Origin of the sequence: Lysinibacillus telephonicus (genome assembly GCF_003966145.1) — a bacterium.
Classification (GTDB): Bacteria; Bacillota; Bacilli; order Bacillales_A; family Planococcaceae; genus Ureibacillus; species Ureibacillus telephonicus.
On sequence record NZ_RXNR01000013.1, the window covers coordinates 1 to 23118 of the forward strand.

The 23118-nt window shown below is 34.9% G+C and carries 24 protein-coding genes; 4 read left to right on the forward strand and 20 right to left on the reverse strand.

Translation table 11 applies throughout. The features are described 5' to 3' along the window. Positions 1 to 329: 329 nt before the first annotated feature. The 8 genes from EKG35_RS06235 to trhO form a co-directional block, all read right to left on the reverse strand. The gene (locus EKG35_RS06235; RefSeq protein WP_126293584.1) at positions 330 to 1622 is read right to left on the reverse strand and encodes a CitMHS family transporter; all 1293 of its coding nucleotides are present in this window, start codon (positions 1620 to 1622) and stop codon (positions 330 to 332) included. A 240-nt stretch (positions 1623 to 1862) separates the two neighbouring features. Then, entirely contained in the window at positions 1863 to 2546 is a 684-nt protein-coding gene (locus EKG35_RS06240; RefSeq protein ID WP_246020218.1) for a response regulator, read from the reverse strand. Next, positions 2543 to 4135 (reverse strand): ATP-binding protein, encoded by a 1593-nt coding sequence (locus EKG35_RS06245; protein WP_126293585.1) that lies wholly within the window; start codon positions 4133 to 4135, stop codon positions 2543 to 2545. The genes EKG35_RS06240 and EKG35_RS06245 overlap by 4 nt, the downstream gene beginning before the upstream one ends. Before the next feature lie 327 nt (positions 4136 to 4462). Further along, the gene (gene tnpA / locus EKG35_RS06250; protein WP_126293586.1) at positions 4463 to 4936 is read right to left on the reverse strand and encodes an IS200/IS605 family transposase; all 474 of its coding nucleotides are present in this window, start codon (positions 4934 to 4936) and stop codon (positions 4463 to 4465) included. A gap of 152 nt (positions 4937 to 5088) precedes the next feature. Beyond that, positions 5089 to 5718, reverse strand: a complete 630-nt coding sequence (locus EKG35_RS06255; RefSeq protein ID WP_126293587.1) for a YIP1 family protein — start codon at positions 5716 to 5718, stop codon at positions 5089 to 5091. Positions 5719 to 5837: 119 nt separating this feature from the next. Next, entirely contained in the window at positions 5838 to 6209 is a 372-nt protein-coding gene (locus EKG35_RS06260; RefSeq protein ID WP_185807662.1) for a DUF1413 domain-containing protein, read from the reverse strand. Positions 6210 to 6361: 152 nt separating this feature from the next. After that, a complete protein-coding gene (locus tag EKG35_RS06265; RefSeq protein ID WP_126293589.1) occupies positions 6362 to 6628 on the reverse strand; it encodes a hypothetical protein in 267 nt (88 codons plus the stop codon). Positions 6629 to 7514: 886 nt separating this feature from the next. Beyond that, positions 7515 to 8477, reverse strand: coding sequence for an oxygen-dependent tRNA uridine(34) hydroxylase TrhO (trhO, locus tag EKG35_RS06270; protein WP_126293590.1), 963 nt, complete (start codon positions 8475 to 8477; stop codon positions 7515 to 7517). A 154-nt stretch (positions 8478 to 8631) separates the two neighbouring features. On the opposite strand from trhO, the gene EKG35_RS06275 reads away from it, so the two are divergent. Next, positions 8632 to 9018, forward strand: coding sequence for an SLAP domain-containing protein (locus EKG35_RS06275; RefSeq protein WP_126293591.1), 387 nt, complete (start codon positions 8632 to 8634; stop codon positions 9016 to 9018). 185 nt (positions 9019 to 9203) lie between these two features. Here EKG35_RS06275 and EKG35_RS06280 read toward each other — a convergent pair whose 3' ends face one another. Then, positions 9204 to 9404, reverse strand: a complete 201-nt coding sequence (locus EKG35_RS06280) for a spore coat protein (RefSeq protein ID WP_126293592.1) — start codon at positions 9402 to 9404, stop codon at positions 9204 to 9206. Positions 9405 to 9700: 296 nt separating this feature from the next. On the opposite strand from EKG35_RS06280, the gene EKG35_RS06285 reads away from it, so the two are divergent. Then, positions 9701 to 10081 (forward strand): YmaF family protein, encoded by a 381-nt coding sequence (locus EKG35_RS06285; RefSeq protein WP_126293593.1) that lies wholly within the window; start codon positions 9701 to 9703, stop codon positions 10079 to 10081. Between the two features lie 256 nt (positions 10082 to 10337). On the opposite strand, the gene EKG35_RS06290 is transcribed toward EKG35_RS06285, so the two are convergent. The 8 genes from EKG35_RS06290 to EKG35_RS06325 form a co-directional block, all read right to left on the reverse strand. Then, positions 10338 to 11114: a 3-hydroxybutyrate dehydrogenase gene (locus EKG35_RS06290; protein ID WP_126293594.1), complete on the reverse strand. Its 777-nt coding sequence runs from the start codon at positions 11112 to 11114 to the stop codon at positions 10338 to 10340. Between the two features lie 20 nt (positions 11115 to 11134). After that, a complete protein-coding gene (locus EKG35_RS06295) occupies positions 11135 to 12454 on the reverse strand; it encodes a GntP family permease (RefSeq protein ID WP_126293595.1) in 1320 nt (439 codons plus the stop codon). 656 nt (positions 12455 to 13110) lie between these two features. Further along, positions 13111 to 14391, reverse strand: coding sequence for a TRAP transporter large permease (locus EKG35_RS06300; protein WP_126293596.1), 1281 nt, complete (start codon positions 14389 to 14391; stop codon positions 13111 to 13113). Next, on the reverse strand, positions 14388 to 14894 hold the full coding sequence (locus EKG35_RS06305; RefSeq protein ID WP_126293597.1) for a TRAP transporter small permease: 507 nt from the start codon (positions 14892 to 14894) through the stop codon (positions 14388 to 14390). Before EKG35_RS06305 ends, EKG35_RS06300 begins: the two co-directional genes overlap by 4 nt. Positions 14895 to 14915: 21 nt before the next feature. After that, positions 14916 to 15911: a TRAP transporter substrate-binding protein gene (locus EKG35_RS06310; RefSeq protein ID WP_126293598.1), complete on the reverse strand. Its 996-nt coding sequence runs from the start codon at positions 15909 to 15911 to the stop codon at positions 14916 to 14918. A gap of 37 nt (positions 15912 to 15948) precedes the next feature. After that, positions 15949 to 16962: a zinc-dependent alcohol dehydrogenase gene (locus EKG35_RS06315; RefSeq protein ID WP_126293599.1), complete on the reverse strand. Its 1014-nt coding sequence runs from the start codon at positions 16960 to 16962 to the stop codon at positions 15949 to 15951. A 23-nt stretch (positions 16963 to 16985) separates the two neighbouring features. Beyond that, positions 16986 to 17996 (reverse strand): transketolase family protein, encoded by a 1011-nt coding sequence (locus tag EKG35_RS06320; RefSeq protein WP_126293600.1) that lies wholly within the window; start codon positions 17994 to 17996, stop codon positions 16986 to 16988. Between the two features lies 1 nt (position 17997). Further along, on the reverse strand, positions 17998 to 18837 hold the full coding sequence (locus EKG35_RS06325; RefSeq protein WP_246020220.1) for a transketolase: 840 nt from the start codon (positions 18835 to 18837) through the stop codon (positions 17998 to 18000). A gap of 157 nt (positions 18838 to 18994) precedes the next feature. Between EKG35_RS06325 and EKG35_RS06330 the strand changes: the two genes are divergently transcribed. Next, the gene (locus EKG35_RS06330; RefSeq protein WP_126293602.1) at positions 18995 to 19990 is read left to right on the forward strand and encodes a LacI family DNA-binding transcriptional regulator; all 996 of its coding nucleotides are present in this window, start codon (positions 18995 to 18997) and stop codon (positions 19988 to 19990) included. Positions 19991 to 20062: 72 nt separating this feature from the next. Further along, positions 20063 to 20812, forward strand: coding sequence for an SDR family NAD(P)-dependent oxidoreductase (locus EKG35_RS06335; protein WP_126293603.1), 750 nt, complete (start codon positions 20063 to 20065; stop codon positions 20810 to 20812). Between the two features lie 204 nt (positions 20813 to 21016). Here the strand turns inward: EKG35_RS06335 and EKG35_RS06340 are convergent, their stop codons facing one another. The 3 genes from EKG35_RS06340 to EKG35_RS06350 form a co-directional block, all read right to left on the reverse strand. Next, complete coding sequence (locus EKG35_RS06340) at positions 21017 to 21205, reverse strand: YjcZ family sporulation protein (RefSeq protein WP_126293604.1); 189 nt, start codon at positions 21203 to 21205, stop codon at positions 21017 to 21019. A 131-nt stretch (positions 21206 to 21336) separates the two neighbouring features. Beyond that, the gene (locus tag EKG35_RS06345) at positions 21337 to 22017 is read right to left on the reverse strand and encodes a DUF554 domain-containing protein (RefSeq protein WP_126293605.1); all 681 of its coding nucleotides are present in this window, start codon (positions 22015 to 22017) and stop codon (positions 21337 to 21339) included. A 70-nt stretch (positions 22018 to 22087) separates the two neighbouring features. Continuing rightward, entirely contained in the window at positions 22088 to 22927 is an 840-nt protein-coding gene (locus EKG35_RS06350; protein ID WP_126293606.1) for a MerR family transcriptional regulator, read from the reverse strand. Between the last annotated feature and the right edge of the window lie 191 nt (positions 22928 to 23118).

Below are 23118 nucleotides of genomic sequence, written 5' to 3' on the forward strand. Positions count from 1 at the left end.
AAGCTATGAACACTTTAAAGCGAAAATTTTATTAAATAATTTATATAAGAAAATTGGGGTTCATTTAGGATAATCGGGGTGCCGTGTAATATCACTTCACCCCAACATTTGACATAGAACCAAAATAATAAAGATTTTATGGAAAGATCTTTAGAAAATCCTATAAAAAAATAACCGTTTCCTATTAATAAGTGTTACCAGCACTTATCGGAAACGGTTATCTTATTCGAATCACTTGTATTCTTATATTATTATATAATAATATCCTTCCTTTGTACAACCAATTTGTAGATGTAGTGATGGAGAGGTTTCTTTTATTTCCCTCTAGCTTATAGAGGAATAATTCCTAAAATTACACAAACAACGATCATAACAATTGTGGAACCGAATGCCCATTTTAAGAAGATGCGCTGTAATTTCCCAAAGTCTTCGCCAACCATCCCTACTAGTAGATAAGTAGATGGAACAAGTGGACTTAATAAGTGTACTGGCAAACCTAAAAGAGAAGCTCTTCCAATGAAGGATGGGTCAATGCCATATACCGCTCCTGCCTTGGCAAGCAACGGAAGTACTCCATAGTAAAAAGCATCGTTGGACATAAAGAAAGTAAATGGTGCACTAATAAGCGCTGTTATAATAGCAAAATGCGATCCCATTGATTCTGGAATATATTGAATGACCGTATTTGCCATCGCATCTACCATTGTAGTCCCCGAAAGAATCCCCGTGAAAATACCTGCTGCAAAAACCATGGATACAACAGATAATGCATTATCAGCATAATTTGCCACACGTTCTTTTTGGTCTTTTAGTTTTGGATAGTTTACAGTAATAGCAATTGCAAAACCAAGCATAAACAATGCAACAGGTGGGAATAGCTCAGTAATTAATGCCACTAAAAGAATAATCGTTAAGGCATAGTTAAAAATGATTAATTTAGGTCGCTTAAGATGTGCATCTTCCGCTGTAGCTGCAATCTGAATCATTGCTTTATAATCGACTTCTATTATACCGATTCTTTTTCTTTCTTGTCTTCCTAGCATAAACGCCATAAACAGAACGAAGATTGCCCCGCCAATCATAGCAGGAATAACTGGTGTGAAAACATCAGACATTTCAAGATTCAGAGCTGTCATTACCCTTGCTGTTGGCCCGCCCCAAGGAAGAAGGTTCATTACACCTGAAGCTGAGACAGCAATCCCCGCTAATATAATTGGCCGCATCCCGATTCTTTTATAAAGTGGAAGCATTGCTGAAATTGTAATCATATATGTAGTAGTACCGTCACCATCTAAGGAAATAAGAAGGGCTAAAACTGCTGTACCTATTGCAATTTTTACAGGGTCACCCTTTACAATCTTTAGAATTGTATTAATAATCGGATCAAAAACTCCTGCATCAATTAACGTACCGAAAAACAGGATTGCAAATAAAATCATAATTCCTGTTGGAGCGACACTTTTAATTCCTTCTAACATCATAGGTCCCATTTCACTTCCGAACCCGCCAATGATTGCAAAGACAATTGGTACAGTGATCAAAGCTATCATTGCAGAAAGCCGCCCGGACATGATTAAAACCATAAATACAATAATCATTAAAAATCCTAATAAAGCTAGCATATTAATTATTCCTCCCCCTTAAAAAGTTAAATAACATTCTGTTATTTTCCCTTTAAATAAATTGTAGATTAGAATATTCAATTTGTAAGCGATTGCAAAATAATGTATTTTAAGAACATTTAGAAACTTTTGTTCATTGTGTTCACGGAATTTTCTTTACGTCCTTTTTAAAGTAAGCCGGAAACAATTCCAATAAAAAAGTGGGCAACTCAAAAATTGAGTGCCCATGTAATGAAGTTCCTATTTAATTTTGCAATACCTTCTCTCAGGTCTTCCTACAACACCATATACAACTTCAGCTTTACATTCTTTTACAGTGATCAAATATTCTAAATAACGTCTTGCTGTTATTCTCGAAGCACCGATTTGCTCACTTACTTGTTCTGCTGATAGGCTTGTACTACTAGCGTCAAGAACTTTTCTTACTTTGACTAGTGTAATTTCGTCGATTCCCTTTGGCAATGAGTGTTCTTTCGTGTCATTAGAAGGAGCGGATTTTTTTAAGATAAGATCTACAAAATCCTGGTCTACCTCCTGTTTGGATTGTATAAGCTGAGACTTATTTAGATATTCTTCAATTGTTTGATTGAACCGTTCCATCTTTACTGGTTTTATCAAAAAATACTCTACCCCGTAATGAAGTGCTTTTACAAATAATTCTTTATCAGTAGCAGCTGTGATCATAATGATATCTAAATTTGAAAATTGTTGACGTATAACTGGCAACAAATCGGTACCGAGCTGGTCCGGCATGTACACATCTAGAAGAAGCAAGTCAGGTTTTTCTTGCTTCAGTATTTCGATAGTGTCTTTGCCATTTAGTGCTTTCCCAACTACTTCTATTCCTTCAAAGCTCCCTAAAAATTTTTCATGGATAGCGGCTACTCGAAAGTCATCTTCTGCTATAACTGCTTTTATTTTCAATGCCCTTCCCCCTTAACAGTTTTTGGAAGATACACTGTGAAAACAGTGTTTTCTTTTCCGTTTTGCACCTCGATAATGCCGCCCAGTTCTTTTACTGCACTATCAGCGTTCGACAGTCCATATCCTCTTGGATTATCTCCAGTTTTTGAAGTAAAGCCTCGTTCAAAAAGTGAGTGCATGTCTTCATCTGCTATTCCCTTTCCATTATCAATTACTTCAAATATAATATCTTCGCCTATATCTGTGGCAAAAAACTTAATTAATGGTTTATCTGTGGCAGAAACAGCCTCAAAGGCATTATCTATTATATTACCAAGTATAAGCGTTAATTGGGACAACCGGATATGCTTAGGGAGTTTATTAATGTAGCTTTCTGGATCAATTTCAAACAAAATCTTTTTCTCAGACGCCTTCCCTAATTTCCCTAATAAGATTACTTGAACTTTTGTATCTTTAATCTGCTCGAACACAATTTGATTCTGGAATTTCAGCTCAGACGTTTCACCTTGAATCATCTCTATTGCCTCTTTATACTCACCTAGTTGCAGCAACCCGGACAGCACGTATAATTTATTAGTAAATTCATGAGTTTGTGCTCTCAGCTCTTCTGAATAAGTTTTCATTTCAGACAATTTGTTAATCATTTGCTCTATTTCCGTCTTTTCTCGAAATACAGCGACGACACCACTTACACTTTTTTCATCGAAGATCGGTGTACAACTTACAATGATTGTTTTACGTTTCCACGTCATTTCCTTATCGAATTGAGGTTCTCCCGAATTCAACACATCATATAAGTAATTTGAAGGAAACAACCCATCAACCTTTAAATGTCGGACTGAACCATTTATTCCAAGTAAACTTTTTGCTCGCTGATTCATCGAAGTAATCGTTCCATTTTTATCAACAGACAAGATGCCTTCTTGCACAGAATGCAGTACAGCATTTTTTACTTTATATAAATTAACAATTTCATATGGCTCTAACCCTAAAGTATCTTTTCGTATACTTTTTGCAAGTAAAAAACTCCCAATGATAGATGCAATAAGAGCTGCAAGAGAAATAACAAGCTCCTTTGACACATCCTTATATATTTGTCGCTCTATATCCTCTACTAAGAAACCGACAGAAACGACCCCAATGATGTCTCCGTTGTCGTTAAATATAGGTGATTTTCCTCTCATGGAAAGACCAAGGGAACCACGTGCTTCCGAAATATAATACTCACCGTTTTCGATCGCTCTTTTACTGTCCCCGCCTACCATTTTCTTTCCAATTTCCGATACTTGAGGGTGAGAATAACGAATCCCTTCCCGATTTCCAACCACGATAAATTCAGCGCCTGTTTTTTGACGAATTTTCTCGACAATTGGTTGAATCGTTTCGGATGGATTTTCTGATTCAAACGCTTCGATAATAGTGGGCATAAAAGAAATTGATTTAGATAGCTCTAAGGCTAATCGACCACGATCATCTGCTATTTGTTTACCATTCATATAGGTAAAATAAGATGTTAATAGGAGAATTATAAAGAAGCTTAATGATAATGTTAACGCCAAAATTTTTGTTTGCAGTGATACTCTCCCCATAAAACAACATCCTTTTATTCATTTTTCTCTTAATTCTATAAGAATATAAATATTCTATCAATTCATTTCAAACATTGACATCTCGACAAATGTCTCGTTCTTCACAAAAGAGCTCATAGTTTTCAACAGCCGATGCCCTTTCTTAAATGTCTTCCAAGGCTACTAGTTATAGGCTTAGACATTGCTGAATATAAGTCAAAACCACCAGTATAACTGGTGGTTTGCTCTTCGCGTGAAACGCTGGGTTACTGGCTCCTGTCTAAAGACATTCTGAAAGGTCCGCCAACCGCACTTCATTTCCTCACTTTGCCGCTAAAGCGGCTTTTTTTATTTCTTTCTTCGCTTTATTTCTTCTCCTGTGAAAGGGTCAATGAATTCTTTCATTGTCATTTGATCTTCCAGGATATCCTCTTGTAATTGATTTTTAATATATTCTTGTATTGTTTTTTTATTTCTTCCTACTGTATCCACATAAAATCCTCTGCACCAAAACTTCCTGTTTCCATATCGATATTTCAGATTGGCGTGTCGATCGAAAATCATTAAACTACTCTTTCCTTTTAAATAACCTACAAATCCTGATACACTTAACTTCGGTGGAATACTTACTAACATATGAATATAATCGGGACATGCACTTGCTTCTATGATTTCCACGCCTTTTCTTTCACACAATTGTCGCAGGATTCTTCCTATATCAGCCTTTATTTGACTATAAATCACTTGTCTTCTATATTTCGGTGCAAACACAATGTGATACTTACAATTCCACGTTGTATGTGCTAAACTTTTGTTATCCATTTTTGGAGCTCCTTTCGTACGAAGTCGGTTGACCAGACCTGACTTTATTGTACGACTGGAGTTTTTTTTATGTCCATAGCTATAAGCTTTCCGGAACCCCCTACATAGCAGGGGGTTTTCATTTATACAAAAAAACTAGCAGAATTTCTCTGCTAGTATCCAAAAATTGCGCCTATCGCTACTATAATTAAAGCTAAAACGATTATTGCAATAATAATCAAAAATGTAAATATAATAGTAGGAATTACGATTGTCAAGAAAGCTTGCCAATTCGGTATTTTATGTGCTTCTGCAACTACCCCGATTGAAATGACCATACACCAAATCGTAACAACAACTGTAAACAATAATGTAATAATTGGAAGAACTAAACTACCTTCCATATCAGTGTAGAACAAACTTAATGGATCTGTAAACATCCAAATGATATAAAAAGGAATTAATATAATATAAGGAATGGCGATTAGTGATAATGCTTTAAACATGTCTTGGTATGTACCAACACCGTTAAAAAGCTTTCCCATTGGCCAAACAATTAAAGCATAAATTGCATTTGAAATAATTCCGAATATTGGTGAAAGGATAAGAAGTATTAATAATATTCCCCATAATGGAAGCAATGGATAAAGTTCTGTATCGATCAAGGAAGCACAGAAAACTCCGATATAACTAACAGCTACCGTTAAAAGCGCATAAGGAAAACCCTTATTCTCTATAACAAACCGAGCTGTTTTTTTCGGATGCAACCAAACGGATAAAAACGGATTTAACTTTTCATTCATATAATCACCCTCTATTAATCTTTGCTGTTATTATAAGTAAACCATGAAGGTTAAAATTTGTAAATCTTGCAGTTTATGCCAAAAGACACATTTCTTTGTTCGAGCTAATAAAATATTTATTATCTTTTTCTGTAAACTACAGCATTATCTGAATCTTTTCTTACAAATTCATACTCGTCGGAAAAATATAAATCTGTTTTTACTTTTTTAAGAAATTCCCTTCCAACCGAGAGACGAGAACTTTTTGTGAAATTAGACCATTCAATTTTCGAAAATAAATCGCGAATTTTAAATTCTGTTCCTGCTTGTAAATGTTTTGCTTTTTCATGAATAGCGAAAATCGAGACTTTTACACCAGTCGTTTCATACCCTAACTCTTGAAGTACTAAATCTTTAATTACCGCTCCAAGTGATTGCTCTGCTTCCTTTGCTACATCTTCTAAATAGTCATATTCTTCATCTGAAAAACGAATTGTTACAGTTTGTGACATACTAACCACCCTTACTGTTCTGGAAACATTTTCTTTGTATACAAATAATATATGTTTGTACACAAACATGCAAGCAGTTTTTGTATACTCCTGAATTAAGAAATTAAAAACCACTTTAAAACCTATAAGTTTAAAATGGTTTTTTCAGCCCTTTATTTGTAAAAGAATTCTCCTAACAATAGAATAGCAATACAATAAATATCTACAGGCAACGAATTAAGAAATGGTAACAACGGACTTATTTTTAGATATACGTTCGGTGGAATGATTTTTGACATTGTGTTCGTGTGAGCATTAGCAATAAGCCCACTTTCGTTTTCTATTTCTGATGAATCTTCAAGATTCCATAATGCTTGGTTTAAGTTAGGATTCGCGTAATCAGCCTCTAAAAATGCATATCGAGGATTTAAAATCGTCAAAATTACACTTCCTTCGCATCATTTTCTGTTCCTTAACCTTTCAGAAGCAGCTACAAGTAATGCATTACGAAATTAGCCGATAATCTTTAATGTATTATATTCCTAATTTAATAGCGTCATAACTTATCCGTTACTTCTTCTTCATAAGGAGTGAGATGTCTTTGTTTCTGTATCCGAAACGCGCAAAAATCCTAGTATCAAGGAAATTTCCAATAAAGAAAACAGTCCCAGAAGTTTGGAATATATACTTCTGGGACAGCCTCTAAGCAAAAAACACTCATTGCAATCAAATTAAAAAAAAATACAGCGAAAATGTTTTGAAGTTTAATGTCCTTTTACATCTGTTTACTTATTCTCTTAGAATAATTTTTTTACTATTGATGAATGATCTAATTTGGCAAGAGATTGAGGGACTTTAACAGGAAAATACCTCTCCGATCAACAGAATTGCAATGCAATAAATATCTACATGTAACAAAATAAGACAACGAGTTTACTTTTAAGTATAAGTTCGGTGGAATGATTTTTAAGATTGAGTTTGAGTGAGCGCTTGCTACTAGCTCACAATCCTTTACTATTTCTAGATCTTCAAATTTCGATTTTACTTGTTTCAAGTTAGGATTAAGGTAATCAGCCTCTAAAAATGCATATTGAGGATTTAAAATCGCCAACATTACACTTCCTTCGCATCATTTTCTATCCTTCACCTATTTAAGAAGCAGCACAAATAATGCAAGACAAAATTAGACGATAACAGTACAACCTATTATATTCCCGATATATCGACATCATAACTGTAGTTGCGAAATTTAGAAAAAGCTAATAAACTAATTTGTTCCCAAATTAATTTATTAGCTCTACATTTAAGGTTCTACTCAGTTGTTAATTAAACGGAAGTCCCAAACCGCACTTCTAACTGTTCCATAACTTCTATCACATATTCTTCTGAAAGATTATGTTTGGCAATATAGCGATTGCGAGGGTGTTTCGCACATTCAAGTGAACAACCACCAAGATGCTTGGCTTCATTTTCTTCTGAAGCAAGGATATGTTTGTTGCATTCAGGGTTGGCACATTTAATATAACGTTCACATGGTGTACCATCATAATGGTCTTTACCAACAACAACATGTTCTACTTGATTAATTGGTACGGTAATACGTTCATCAAATACATACATTTGACCGTCCCAAAGCTGGCCTTTTGCAACGGGATCCTTTCCATAAGTAACAATGCCCCCGTGTAATTGACCGACATCTTCACCAATGCCTTCTCTTTTTAACCAGCCTGAAAATTTTTCACAGCGGATTCCACCCGTACAATAGGTTAACACACGTTTCCCTTCAAATAATTCCCGGTTTGCACGTACCCATGCAGGTGTATCACGGAATGTTTCCACTTCAGGACGAATAGCACCGCGGAAATGACCAACATCATATTCATATGTGTTCCGCACATCTAACACAACGGTATCTTCGCGTTGCATTTCTTCCATAAATTCAGCAGGAGAAAGATAACGGCCAGTTATTTCTTTTGGATTCACATCATCTTCTAAACTTAAGTTTACAAGCTCAGGACGTAGTCGACATTTCATTTTTTTGAAAGCATGTCCTTCTGCTTCATCAATTTTAAACACAATGCCTTCAAATAAAGGATTATTTCTCATCATATCCATATAAGCATTTGTATCTTGTACTGTACCTGAAACGGTGCCGTTAATTCCTTCTGCCGCAACTAGAACACGGCCTTTTAAGTTTAAATCTTTACATGCTTGTAAATGCTCCTCCGCAAAAGCTTCTGGATTTTCTATTGTTGTGTAATGATAATATAATAAAACTTGGTAATTCATCTTACTTTCCACCTATCATACATATTTACAGGATATCCTGATAGTTTCAAAATATTATTATACTATATTTTTATCACGATTAGTTTGAAATTATTACGATTATCTTTGCTTAAACTACTTATGATACACTTAGCTTGAATAGGAGGTTTTCAATATGCAACAGCTACAATTTGAAGCATCTTGGAACAAAGCATTGTCTGCTCATGATCGAATCCTGATTAAAAAGATTTTTAATGAGACAAAGGGGCAGAAAACTTCCGGTGTACTATTCACCCCTATCCGAAAATCAATTAACTACAAAAATGAGCTTTTAGTTACGGTATTAGTACATAACTTTACTGATACGATTTTGACGTTTCATAACACGCGATTAGTATATAGTACACATGAGAAGGTCGTTGCAGAAAAAGAATTTACCCTTCCAGCATTAACGATACCACCTAATGTCAGTATGCCTTGGACGTTTATATTTTCTAAAAATGACTATAAACAAGAAGCTTTGAATAACGAAAACGGTCAACTTCAATTTAACGACAGGTGACAAATCTTTTTTTTACTTAAAACAAGCAATGCTCATAGGTATGGGTTATATCTTTATAAAATCAATTATTATTTAAGCAATTCATAATAAATGGCATGAATACAAGGAATGTCGAATTCAATAAAACGGCAGAATCTGTTATTAGAGATTCTGCCGTTTCTATTCACTAATAGTGGGTTCCTTATCTAGTAGCCGTATGGACGGTAATATAGTGGGCGGTAGTATGGCGGGTAAATTGGGTAGAAAGGATAAAATGGATATACGGGATATATTGGGAAAAACGGATATGGATATCGAGGACGTCTTCTTCTACGACGTCTTCCATAACTGTCATAGTCGTAGTCATCGTCGTATCTGTCATCTCGATCGTAATCAAATTGTTGCATAACTTTTTCCTCCTTCCGAATTCGGTATAGGTTATGCAAAGCAAGGGTTGACAGTCTACACATTCGCCTAAATTAGCAATTATAACCTTCTATGTATATAACCAATAAAATCAAAAAATTAGATGTCTTTATAATTAGGTATCTACACTAAAGGAATAATTTGTGAAATGTTTAATTTGATTTCTTCTAGGGCAACTTCCAACAATACCTTAGAGAGAATTAAGTAGTTTTTTAATTTGTATCGTTATTTAGGCTATTAACATAAAGTATAGAAAAAGATAAAAGGAGACGTACTTTTGGAAATTCCTATTTCTGGATTTATGTATCATTCAGACGATTCAGATCCAATGCATTCCCATCACCTTTATATCACTTCCTGGGATGGAAGACCCGTCCCTGCCCATGTCCATGAATTTAGAGGTGTTACTTCTTTTGATGTAGGACATAACCACAGATATGCAGGAACTACAGAACCAGCGCCAAGTGGTGTACCACATACACACAGATACTTCACCTTTACATCTGTTGATGAAGGACATAGACATGAAATTCGTGGAGTTACCGGTCCAGCAATTCCTCTTCCTAACGGCGGACATTATCATGAATTTAGTGGTGTTACTACTGTAGACGGATCTACTCCCCATAGACATAGTTATAGCGGAAGAACAAGTTTATAATGACAGCTCTAAATTTGTATTAGGCATAGAAATGGTTAAGGAATAAAATTCAAATAACTTTAGAAATATCCCTTTGAAACAACCCTCTAAAAATCAAGTTATCCAAGTTTAATGACTTCTCAAGATTTCCATTGTAATTAATCCTAAAGTAATTGAAAGATAACTATTTAAATTTATTCGATTGAGTGAATTACAAGAAGCTCAGAAAGTGAATCGACTCTCTGAGCTTTATTTATAAGGTAGTAAAATAGGAATACTACTGGGCTGTATAGCCTCCATCTAACACAACCGCCTGACCAGTTACTCCTTTAGCTTTTTCACTAGCTAAAAAGAGTGCATAATCCGCTATTTCAGAAACATCTAATAATCTTTTTTGCGGAATTAACGGATATAGTACTTCATCTAATACTTTTTCCACAGATATATTTCGCGTTTCGGCAAGGTCCATAAATTGTCCTCTTACAAGGGGTGTATCTACATAACCCGGGCATAGTGCATTAACCGTAATTCCATATTCTGCTGTTTCCAACGCCGCTACTTTCGTTAAGCCAATGACACCATGTTTAGCACTATTATATGCAGCTTTACCGGCAAAGCCGATTAAACCGTTAATGGATGCAATATTAATAATACGGCCGAAACGATTTTCTTTCATAATTGGCAGTGCATGTTTTATTGTCATAAAGGAACCAACAAGCATGACTTGAATCAACTGTTGAAACTTTTCGGTTGGAAAATCCTCAATCATCGATACATGCTGTAAGCCTGCATTGTTAATTAATATTTCTAGGCTTCCATAGTGGATTTTTGTCTGATTAATGGCTTCAATTATTTCATGCTCTTTTGATACATCACAAGCAATTCCAATCACTTCAAATCCTCGATCACTAAGATTATTTGCAGCTTCTTGTACTTTTTTCAAATTTAGATCAGTTAGAGCAATTTTCGCCCCTTCTTTTGCAAAGGCTTCTGCAATTTTAAACCCTATTCCTTGTGCTGCCCCAGTAACAAAAACAACTTTATCTTTTACCAAAAGAGTGGACCTCCTATTTATTAAATTCCTATTCCAAGTGAGAATAAAATAATGGCTAATATTGTTCCAAGTGCAGGTACAATAACAGTTAAGGCACCAACTGGATTATAGGCATCTTGATGTGATTCACCGCAAATCGCTCTGACTGTTGTGACAACATATCCGTTATGAGGAAGTGAATCCAGAGCACCTGATGATATCGAAACAACCCGGTGCAACGCTTCTGGATTTACTCCCATATCCATATAATGCGGAGCAAGAAGCGGCAATGCAATGGCCTGACCGCCGGATGAAGATCCGGTCATTCCCGCAATAACACTTACTGCAATGGCTCCACCGATTAAGGGACTTCCAGGTATGCTGGTCATTGCATTAACTGCAACTTCAAATGCAGGTACTGCCTTGGCAACCCCGCCAAAACCTACTACGGCAGCTGTATTACCAATAGCAATAAGCGCTCCCATCGTCCCGTCCGAAACTGCATTCCAAAAAGATTGAAAATATTTGCGATTAAGGACATAAGTTGCAATCACCCCGCCTAAAAGAGCGAGAATTAAAGCTGATTGTTGTAAAGAATTATGGAAAATAAACGAAATCGCTAATACAACGATTAGAGGTATTAGACTCATAATTGGATTTGGCAGATCACGATTTTCAGCGATTGGATCATTATCTCTAGTAAGGAAGCGCTCTCCTCTTGCAACAGCTTTTGAAATCATCCTTTTTAGCCACCAATACCCAAAAATCATCATAAATACAGCAACAATTAAACTAACTTCCCAACCTGCATAAGGAGTTGTGCCCAAATATTCAATAGGAATCCAGTTTTGAATTTCTGGAGAACCTGCAGATGTCATAGTAAATGTAACCGACCCAAAAGCTAGTGCTGCTGGAATAAATCGACGTGGCAAATCGGCCTGTTTAAATAAGCTTAGGGCCATTGGATATACACAGAAAGCCACAACAAACAAACTTACTCCACCATATGTTAATACAGCACAAGACACTACAATTGCTAGCACAGCTTGTTTCATCCCAAGCTTGTCAACAATCCACTGTGATACACTGCTTGCTGCTCCACTGTCCTCCATTACTTTTCCGAAAATTGCACCTAGCAAGAACATGAGATACCAAGAAGTTACGAAGCTTGTAAATCCGCCCATATAGCTACCAACTAAGTTTGCTTGTCCTTCTTCTGCTAATTGCGGAAATAAAGGCATCCCACTTAAAACTGCTACAAATAATGCACTTAGTGGACCAGTAACAAGAAGGTTCATCCCTCTCATTGTTAAGACGATTAGTAATAAAAGGCCACCTACTAACCCAATCATGCTTAACATTTCTTTTCCTCCCCCAATGTAAGTAATCGCTTACAAAATGAAAAAATGGAAAACTCAGACCTACAATACTATTTATATAAACAAACCTTTTAATCTAGAATGAGCTCTGATAAATTTTCAAGGGAAATACCTTAAAAACTATTGTTATTAATACCGTAGCTATCCAATTTAAACTCTTCTGGCATAAAATAAAAAACGCTGTTTCTCGTTTCAGGAAATCGCCGATTGAATTTTATATACCTACATTTTTTTACTTACATGGTAACCTTACAATTATAAAAAGCTCAGAAAGTGAGGGTACTCTCTGAGCTTAATTACATGTTTGACCACACTATATTGAATTACTTCACAGTTTGTCCACCGTCAAAGGCTATTTCTGCACCAGTAACAAATCTGCTTCATCAGGGGCAAGGAATAGCACTATGTCCGCTGACATCTTCCGCTTCAGGAATTCCTCAGAGGAGGGAACCCAGAAGTGTGTTTACTTCCATAAAAATATAAAAAACTAGGTCAAAAAGACCTAGTGATATATTAAAATAAACTACTTCTAGCCACTGATATAACCCAGAGTAGTTAAAAGTTTTTTATCTTTTTAGCCCGGGAATAGACTCTTTTAATTTCTGCCGCAATTTTATTCTTTTATCGCATTTAAATTATTATTTAAAAATATCTATCAGAAACAATGAAAGTTCTGGTATGACTACTATTAAAGTCAAACCTAGTAACATAGAAAACATAAATGGTAAAGATGCTTTCGCAAGAACCTCCATTCTTATACCAGAAATACTGGATCCAACAAATAGATTTACACCTACTGGCGGTGTAATGAAGCCAATAGCTAAGTTTACAATCATGATAATACCAAAATGGATAGGATCGACCCCAATTTTTGTAGCGATCGGTAATAATATTGGGGTTAATAAAATAATAGCCGCCGTTGTATCCATTATCATACCTACAAAAAGAAGCAGAAGATTAATCAACAATAAAACTATAAACGGACTATCAGAAATACTTAATATACCCTCTGCAACCATTTGAGGAATTTGCTCCAACGTTAAGATTTTCCCAAATGTACTTGCTGTTCCAATAATTAGTAGAATCGTTGCTGATGTTAAAGCAGATTCATACATAATTGGTGCAATATCTTTAATCTTTACTTCTTTATAAACAAACATGCCAATGATGAGTGCATAAACTACCGCGATAACGGCAGCTTCTGTGGGCGTTAAAATACCTCCATATATTCCTCCTAAAATTAGTATAGGAACAAATACTGCCCATTTAGAGTCATTAATTACTTTCCATTTATCCTTCACACTCATTTTTTCCTTTACTCCCGTATAGCCCATCTTGCGTGAATAAATATATGCCCATGCCATTAATAAAATACCGATTACAATTCCGGGAATAACTCCTGCAATAAACAAGTCTCCGATTGATTGACTAGCAGAAACCCCATATACAACCATTGGAATACTTGGTGGAATAATAATTCCTAAAGCTCCTGAACAAGCTACAACAGCAGTTGCAAATTTTTTATCGTATCCATAACTCACCATTGCAGGAATCATAATTCCACCCACTGCAGCAACTGTAGCCGGTCCAGAGCCAGAGATGGCCGCAAAAAACATACATGTTAATACAGCGGCCATTGCAAAACCACCTGTAAATCTTCCAACAAAAACATTAGCAAGTTCAAATAATCTTTTGGAAATGCCACCTTTCCCCATAATTTCCCCTGCTAAGATAAAGAACGGTACTGCCATTAATGTAAAAGAGTCTGTTGCAGAAACTAATGTTTGGGCCAAATACTCCAATGACGTAATCTCAGAATAAAATAATGTGATAAGTGATGCCATTCCTAATGCGATACCGATTGGTACACTTAAGAATAATAAGATGGCAAAGCTCCCGAATAAAATTAAAGTAGTCATACTTTTGGCACCACCTTCTCTTCTGTTACTTCCTCTTCCTTATTAAAATTCCTGACTTGACTTACGATTTGTTGTATTAGTCTAATACTCGCCAACAACATGCCAACTAATGGAGCAGCATAAACAAATTCCATAGGTAAACTTAAGGCAGAAGATACACGATTTACTTTTCCTAGAACTAAAAAACTTAAATAAGTTACAATTACTGCAAATACCAAGAATAAAATATTAGCTACTATATCTAATACTTTATTTCCCTTTTTGCCTAAGATCATATTTAAGACTTCCACACTAATATGTCTTTTTCTCTTCACTCCATATGCTACCCCTATATAAATCATCCAGATGAAAGCATATCGAGCTAATTCTTCTGCCCAAATTAAAGAGAAATTTAAAAGGTTTCGTGATGCAATTTGGAAAAATACAATAACGACGGTCAATATACTTAAAATAACTAAAATTACTTCTTCTATATGCTTATCTAGCCAACGCAACACCACCATTTTTTATCACCATCCAACTCTTTATTGTGCAGCTTCCATCAAACGGTTAACAAGTTCTTCTCCATACTCGTTTGAATACTTTTCATAGACCCCTTTTGTAGCCTCACGCATTTCATCTTTGCTTGGTTCTTTTATTTGCATTCCATTTGATTCCATTTCTTTAAGAAACTCCTCTTCTTGAGTACGGACTAGCTCACGTTGGTATGCTACTGCTTCATCCATACACTCCTGAATTAATGATTGCTGTTCTTCTGTTAATGAAGACCATAACTGGTCGCTAATAGCAATATCAGTGGAACTATAAGAATGTCCCGTTAGCGATAAATAATCCTGTACTTCATAAAACTTACTAGCATAAATATTTGTTATTGGATTTTCTTGGGCATCAACTGTACCTTGTTGTAATGCCATATAAAGTTCACCAAATGCCATTGGAGTTGGATTTGCTCCAACTTGGTTGAAAATGTCTATTAAAATTTGAATCTCTGGTGTACGAATTGATAACCCTTTTAAATCTTCAGGTTTTTCTACTAATTCTTTATTTGATGTTACATGACGCATACCATTTTCGAAGTGTCCGATTATTCTGATATTTTTATCAATTAAAGATCCATAAATCTCTTGTCCCAATTCACCATCTAATACTTCCCATGCTTTTTCACTTGATTCAAATAAAAATGGTAAACCAAATAAATTAATTTTTGGTTCGTATTGTGTAAATGTTGAAGAAGCTACAATATCTAAATCGTTCATTTCTAAGTTCTCTACCATTTGGCTTTCAGTGCCCAATACTTCATTGCCAAATACTTCAACTTTTATTTTGCCTTCTGATTTTTCTTCAACTAATTCTTTAAATTTCAATGCACCTAAATGACGGGGGTTATCTTCAGCTGCTCCATGGGCAAATTTTAATGTTAAACTTCCATCTGCAGAAGCACTATCCTCTTCACTAGAACTACAAGCTGCTAATACCCCTATAACTGTAATTAGAAACAAAATCATTAAGAACTTTCTCATATAATCACCCCTAATTTTTTTACACTAAAAAATTTCATTACTTTGTAAAATCAACAACAGATTTAATGGTTTCTCGAGATTTAAGAACACAGTCTTCCATCGCTTGATGTATATCATTAAACTTATAAGTTTTTGTAATTATTTTTTCTAAAGGATATTTAGAACTATTAACTAGATTTATTGAATTTACAAAATCATCTTGTGTGTACATTGAAGATCCAAAAATTTGTATCTCTTTAATCATTACTTGATTGAAATCAAGTGGAACAGATTTTTCAAATAAAGCAATTGAAATAATTTTTCCTTTTCTAACTATTAATTTACAAGCATCTTCAATCCCTTTTGTAATACCAACTGTAATAAATACATGTTGGATTACTTGATTTTTTAAATATTCTTCTAAATCCACTTTCAGCGAATTGATGGCTTCACCAATATTTAAATCTTCTACCGTTTTTAAATTTAGTTCTGCAATATCAGAAATATATATTTTTTCTGCACCAGCTTCTTTTGCTGCAACACCTGTTAATATACCAATGGGACCTCCACCAATAATTAATACATTTTCACCTTTTTGTATTTCAGCTTTTTTTACAGCATGGTATCCAACTGCTAATGGTTCGACTAAAATATACCGAGAGTCAAACTCTTTAGGAATTTTATAAACACACTGGGCAGGGGCAACAAACTGTTCCCCGAAAGAACCAGGCCATTTTACAGTTCCCAATATCGTTTTCTCTGTACATAAATTGTAATCTCCATTTTCACAGGCAAAGCACTTACCACAGCCATAATGCGGTTCAATTACTACTAAGTCCCCTTCTTGTAAGCCCTTACATCCCTTTCCTACTGAAATAATTTCACCAATTACCTCGTGTCCCAAAACACTAGGCGGTAAGCGAAAAGGATGTGTACCGAGATACGCATGTACCTCGGAACCGCAAATACCAGTTAATAATGTTTTTACTAGCACTTCGCCTACACTATGTTTTGGAGGTTGTCCTTGCTTGATTACAATACTGCGAATCTTATCAAATTCTGCAACTTTCATAGCAATACCTCCAGTATCAAATTCTATAATTGTTTTTTTGCAACTTCTGCAATTCCTTTACCATCTAATTTATAATAGCCATATAAATAATACGGTTTTCCAATAATTGAATACTCATCATTTAAGCCATGACGTTTAAATTTACAATGAGCACCATTTTCCATTAATATTTCTGCAACAGCACTGCCGAGTCCACCCATAATATTATGTTCTTCTACTGTTACTATGTTTCCAACTTCTTTTGCCGTTTGTAAAATACAATCCACATCAATTGGTTTAATCGTATGCATATCGATAATTTTAGCTTGAATACCTTCAGCTGCTAAAATTTCAGCAGCTTCTAGTGCCCATTGAACTGTAACTCCACAGGCAATTATGGCAATGTCATTTCCGTCACGTAGAACATTCGCTCTTCCAATCTTGCTTTTAATATTACGATTTTTATAGACTGAATCTTCCCGACCTCTACTAACTCGGAAATAAATTGGTCCGTCATATGTTTTTACAGATTCTTCAATTAAATCTGCTAGAGATGTACCATCACAAGGTGAAATAACCGTCATATTCGCCATAGACCGAACAATGGAAATATCTTCAGTCGCATGATGAGAAGATCCATAATAACCCATTGCAATTCCGGTATGGGTTCCAATTAAGCGCACTTTCAAATTTGGATATGCTACAGCTGTACGAATTTGTTCCGCACACAATAAACCTAAGAAGGATGCGTATGTTGCCACAAAGGGTATTTTACCTGTTGTAGCCAATCCTGCAGCTGCTGTTACCATGTTTTTTTCAGCCAATCCGAAATTAAAGAATCTATCTGGATACTTATTTCCAAAATCAATTAAACGTGTCGGTTTTCCTAGGTCAGCACATAAAGCTACGATTTCTGGGTGTTCATCACCAAGCTTTGCCAGTGTTTCCCCGGCAGTTAATTCTTTTGCGAGCTCTAAACTTCTATATAGCTCCCAACTTTCATTATCCAAATGAGATAGACTTCCATAATATTCAGTCAAGTTTTTATTCACCATACTATTCCATCTCCTCAATCTCTTTAATTGCCCGTTCAATATCAACTGGTGCTAAATTTGCTACATGCCACTCATATCCTTTTTCCATCCAAGATACACCTTTTCCTGATAATGTATCTGCAATAATTAAAGTTGGAACTTCTGAATCGACATCTGGTAACGAATCAAACACTTCAATTAGAGCTTTAACATCATGGCCATCTACTTCAACAACCCGCCAACCAAAAGCTTCAAATTTTTCCCGAATAGGATAAATACTCATCATTTCCGAAATAACTCCATCAACCGTAACTTTATTATTGTCACAAATTGCTACGAGGTTACCTAACTTGAAATTAGCTGCACTCATAGCTGCTTCCCAAACTTGGCCTTCATGCAATTCCCCATCTCCCATTAAACAAAAAGAACGATATTTTTTTCCGTCTATCCTAGCTCCTAATGACATCCCTACACAAACAGACAATCCGTGTCCGATAGAACCTGAACTAAAATCAATTCCAGGAATTTTATTCATATCTGGGTGATCACCAAACGGACTTCCTAAGCTTACATACGTATCTAAAAGTTCTTTAGAATAAAATCCTAAATCTTGTAAAATTGGATATAAGCCAACTGCTGCATGCCCTTTTCCCATTACAAATCGATCTCGATCTGGCCATTTAGGGTTCTTAGCATCAAAGTTCATAACATGATAATATAGTGTTGCAAAGATTTCAGAAGATGAAAAAGAGGAACCATAGTGGCCACTGCCCGCCTTTTCAATCAAGCGTACTGTTTCAATACGAGACATTTTGGCCTTTTCATTAATTAATAGAATTTTAGATTCTGTCTGGGTTGACATCCTAATCATCCTTTCAAATTGTAGTTAAACGTTTAACCTTTCTTGAATAAGATACCAAAACAAGAATTTAATTTCAACAATTTTTAAAATTTTCTATCTTTTCAGTTTAATATTTTCTCTTAAAATACGATTTTTCCTTATATCGGAGGTAAATAAAATGCGCATTACAATTAAAGATATTGCTAAAGAAGCTGGGGTTTCTACAGCAAGTGTTTCACATGTCTTAAATGGGACAAAAAAATTAAGTGAATCCACAACAAAAAAAGTGATGGATGTTATTAACAAATATAATTACATTCCAAGTGAAAATGCTAAAAAATTAAGGAACGATCACACAAAAACTATTGGTGTCATGGTTTCGAGCATTCAAGACCATTATGTTTCAGGAATTATTATGGAATTATCCGATGTAATACGTTCTAATGGATATGAAATGCTTTTTATTAATACAAGTGAAAATTTAGATTATGAAAAGGAAGCGATCAAACTTTTAATTGCTCAAAGGGTTGAGGGTTTAATAATAAGTCCTGTCAATAGTTCATCTTTATCTAAATATCAGGATTTGTTTAAAGAATTACCAATTGTCCAAGTTCTGCGCTATGACACGGCACTCTCTTTACCTAAAGTGACAGCTGATGATTTTAATGCCGGTTATCTAGCAACGAAACATTTATTAAGTCAAGGCTATAAAAAAATCGCCATCATATACTCTAAAAAAACAATCAATCCAACCTTTGATCGTATAAAAGGATGTCAACAGGCACTCCTTGAATTCTCAAATACTAATACTCTATTTCTTGAACAAGGATTCGCAACTGTAGAAGGCGGTGCAAAGGCATTTGAAGAAATTTATAGAAGACATCCAGATGTAGACGGAGTATTTGCATTAAATGACTTTATGGCAATTGGATGTCTTATGAAGATAAAAGAATTAAAGTTAAAATGCCCAGAACAAATCGGTGTTGTAAGTTTCGGGGATTTTGCTAGTGCTGAGCTGATTGAACCATCTGTTACTGCTATCCACGTTGAAAATAAGGAAATTGGAAGAAAAGCTGCTCATAAGTTATTTAATATATTGAATAACCACCCTTTTGAACAAGAAGAAAAAGTAGAACTTTTACTAAAAGTAAGAAATTCAACAAAAAGAAATTGACTTATTAGAAATTTCGGTATATTTTATAGTTAAACGTTTAACCTTTCTTATAAAAGAAGGGGGCTTGATGTATTGAAAAGAGTTGCTATTATTACAGGTGCAGCTACCTTAAATGGGATTGGTTTTGCTACGGCTAAATATTTAGCTAAATTTTCGCATGTAATTATTGCCGACATTAATGAAAAAGCAGCATTACATGCAGCAAATATCCTTGTAAACGAAGGACATTCTGCTGAAGGCGCTTTATTGGATGTTACAAATCAAGAAGCTGTAAATTCTATAGTAAATAAAATAATTGAGGAGCACGAAAAAATCGACATTCTCGTCAATAACGCAGGGATTACAAGACCAACAAGAATTTTAGATATTTCTACTTCTGAATTTGACCTTCTCTTCAAAGTAAATGTTAATGGAACCTTCTATATGACACAAGCTGTTTTACCATCTATGATTCAGCAAAGATATGGCAGGATTGTAAATTTAGGATCTGTTTCTGCTAAACGTGGCGGTGGTGTTTTCGGAGGATCACATTATTCTGCAACAAAAGGTGCTGTTATGAGCTTCGCTAAAGCCGTTGCTCGAGAGGTTGCCGAACACGGTATTACTGTAAATAGTGTAGCACCTGGCATGATTGGTACTGGGATTACTGGTAACTTACTAGATGATCCTAACATTTTGAAAGAAATTTCCGAAGGTATTCCTGCAAAAAGAATCGGAAACGTAAATGATGTTGCTAGTGCGATTGCTTTTTTATGCAGCGAGGATGCTGGATATATTACTGGTGAGGAAATCGATATTAACGGCGGCTCTCACATTGACTAGTTTAATAATGTTCTTTTTAAGAAAGATGACTCAATATTAGTAATTTAGGGTCATAGCTCCTCAAAATTAGAGTGACTGATAATAAAAAATACCGTATTCACGTAAACAATTACGTAAATACGGTAATTTATGCTTGGGGATTTTTTGAAGGGGTTTATTAAAGTGGACAAATTAAATTCAATTTTTTAGCACAAATAAATTAGCCTAACACCATTTTTTAAATTCAGTACCTATAATAATTAATAGGATAAATAGTACAACAATAAGCACAAAGTCCTTTTTGTTGTCTTTTCTATCGTAAGCGCCACCTACATTATTGCAATAATCATAGCTGCCTGCTACATCATTGTAGTTGTTGCAATAGTCGTAACTTCCTCCTACGTTATATGACATACGTACACCCCCTTTAACTCATGATAGTATAATCTATGGCTATTTCTTAATACAGGTAAGTATAAACGTGTAATTTTGACAAAAAAATTAATAAAATTTTTTAGTATCTCCTCTTCAAAATGAAGTAAAAGCTAATTGGCTAAATGAATTATAAAAAATACAATAGGGGGAATGATTAACGAGGGCAGAAGATTTAAAGTGTTACATTTCTTAATCCCCAAAATACTTAATCCTGACGCTAAAATTAAAATTCCACCTACAATTGTTACTTCATTCAGAAGGTCATTATTTAATGAATTCTCCATTAAAATAGCAATTAAATAGATGGATCCTTGCCATACGAATAAAACTATACCTGCAACCGCTATCCCGATGCCAAAAGTGGACGCTAGTACAATTGAAGTAATGCCATCTAACATGCCGTTTGCGAGAAGATATGTATAATCCCCCTTTAATGCTGCTTCCACAGGACCTAAAATCGATAGTGTTCCAATACAAAATAATAAAATTGCAGTCGATAGCCCTTCAGCTAAATTACCCTTTGAGTATTTATTAACTAAAGCATTGAATCTTGATTCCAACTTTAGCTTTTCACCAATCAATCCCCCTAAAGCTAAACTTACAATGAAAAGTACTGGATACTTGCTTGAAGGCAAATGCTGCACGATTGCATTTATTCCTAACCCCATGGCTACTAATCCCATGGCTTGCATAAGAATATCATGATACTCATCTTTTATTCCCTTTTTAAAGATACTTCCAACAATACTTCCAACTATTATCATCATCGTGTTAAAAATGGTTCCAAACATTTATTTATTTCTCCTTTACTTTATTTCTAGAAATAAAAATAAACCCTCTAGTAACTAGAGGGTCAAGTTGCTATTTTGAATAAATGCTAAGATTAAGAGTGGCAAACGGTAATAATAATTCTGTTACATATTTTTCCACATCATTTGTAATACCGTAATCAATCAGTGTTATTTCCATCGAGTCATCGATCAGTTCATATTGATGTTCTTTCATATATGAAAGCAATTTTTTATAATATTTTGCTGCATCCATATGGGTTCCTTTAAATCGAATTCTTAAATACTCTCTTTCTGGTATAACAATAGAAGAAGACTCTATCTGGTCTCCTTCTTCTAGCACCATGAAAACACTTGAATATTTATCAAATTTATTAGCTATTAAATTAGAACTCGAAATAGAGAGTCCTATTTTCCCTAAGAAAATTTCCCCGTTTATGCCAAAACTATTCCTTAATTCTGTAATAGGTATTTCAATATCGTCTCCAATAACATATTCCTGTCGTAAATATGCTACTCGCATTTTAGGAAGCTTTACTTCCGATATTTTATCTAAAGGTGTACTAATGGCGTCTTGAATTTGCAATAAACGGCGGGAAATTTTAGTCTCAATGATCTCCAATTCCCGCTTCTTTTTAGCAACTTCGGTCTCCTGCTTCTTTAGCATTTCTATAAGCGTGTCCACTTCCCTATAGTTAAAAAAATCGATAATTTCACTTATTGGCAAATCTAAAGCCCTCAAATATTTTATTGAATTCAGCCTTTCAAACTGCTGCGTCGAATAATATCGATAGTTGGTCTTTTTATCAATAAATTCTGGACGTAAAAGACCAATCTCGTCATAATACCTAAGTGTTGCAATTTTCACCTTAAATAGCTTCGATACTTCCCCAATAGTAAAATACTCTTTCATAAAAGACTCCTTCATCATATGAATACAGAGAATCAACGTACTTATATTTTACAATAGATTCAATACTAAGAAAGATTTTTCGGTAATTTTGAGTACCAGATTCAAGGGCAAGCTCTGTTCAGTCTCTTGAATATTATTATGGAAACTTTTAACTCTCCCATTCTCACAACAGATTCCGCCTATGCTATAAT

Coding starts and splice junctions, on each gene's coding strand:
- EKG35_RS06345 (WP_126293605.1), bottom strand. CDS start 22,017: ATGTTTGGAACCATTTTTAACACGATGATGATAATAGTTGGAAGTATT.
- EKG35_RS06275 (WP_126293591.1), top strand. CDS start 8,632: ATGCAACAGCTACAATTTGAAGCATCTTGGAACAAAGCATTGTCTGCT.
- EKG35_RS06340 (WP_126293604.1), bottom strand. CDS start 21,205: ATGTCATATAACGTAGGAGGAAGTTACGACTATTGCAACAACTACAAT.
- EKG35_RS06325 (WP_246020220.1), bottom strand. CDS start 18,837: ATGTCAACCCAGACAGAATCTAAAATTCTATTAATTAATGAAAAGGCC.
- EKG35_RS06300 (WP_126293596.1), bottom strand. CDS start 14,391: ATGACTACTTTAATTTTATTCGGGAGCTTTGCCATCTTATTATTCTTA.
- EKG35_RS06320 (WP_126293600.1), bottom strand. CDS start 17,996: ATGGTGAATAAAAACTTGACTGAATATTATGGAAGTCTATCTCATTTG.
- EKG35_RS06260 (WP_185807662.1), bottom strand. CDS start 6,209: ATGTCACAAACTGTAACAATTCGTTTTTCAGATGAAGAATATGACTAT.
- EKG35_RS06305 (WP_126293597.1), bottom strand. CDS start 14,894: ATGGTGGTGTTGCGTTGGCTAGATAAGCATATAGAAGAAGTAATTTTA.
- EKG35_RS06330 (WP_126293602.1), top strand. CDS start 18,995: ATGCGCATTACAATTAAAGATATTGCTAAAGAAGCTGGGGTTTCTACA.
- EKG35_RS06280 (WP_126293592.1), bottom strand. CDS start 9,404: ATGCAACAATTTGATTACGATCGAGATGACAGATACGACGATGACTAC.
- EKG35_RS06245 (WP_126293585.1), bottom strand. CDS start 4,135: ATGGGGAGAGTATCACTGCAAACAAAAATTTTGGCGTTAACATTATCA.
- EKG35_RS06350 (WP_126293606.1), bottom strand. CDS start 22,927: ATGAAAGAGTATTTTACTATTGGGGAAGTATCGAAGCTATTTAAGGTG.
- trhO (WP_126293590.1), bottom strand. CDS start 8,477: ATGAATTACCAAGTTTTATTATATTATCATTACACAACAATAGAAAAT.
- EKG35_RS06235 (WP_126293584.1), bottom strand. CDS start 1,622: ATGCTAGCTTTATTAGGATTTTTAATGATTATTGTATTTATGGTTTTA.
- EKG35_RS06310 (WP_126293598.1), bottom strand. CDS start 15,911: ATGAGAAAGTTCTTAATGATTTTGTTTCTAATTACAGTTATAGGGGTA.
- EKG35_RS06295 (WP_126293595.1), bottom strand. CDS start 12,454: ATGTTAAGCATGATTGGGTTAGTAGGTGGCCTTTTATTACTAATCGTC.
- tnpA (WP_126293586.1), bottom strand. CDS start 4,936: ATGGATAACAAAAGTTTAGCACATACAACGTGGAATTGTAAGTATCAC.
- EKG35_RS06315 (WP_126293599.1), bottom strand. CDS start 16,962: ATGAAAGTTGCAGAATTTGATAAGATTCGCAGTATTGTAATCAAGCAA.
- EKG35_RS06255 (WP_126293587.1), bottom strand. CDS start 5,718: ATGAATGAAAAGTTAAATCCGTTTTTATCCGTTTGGTTGCATCCGAAA.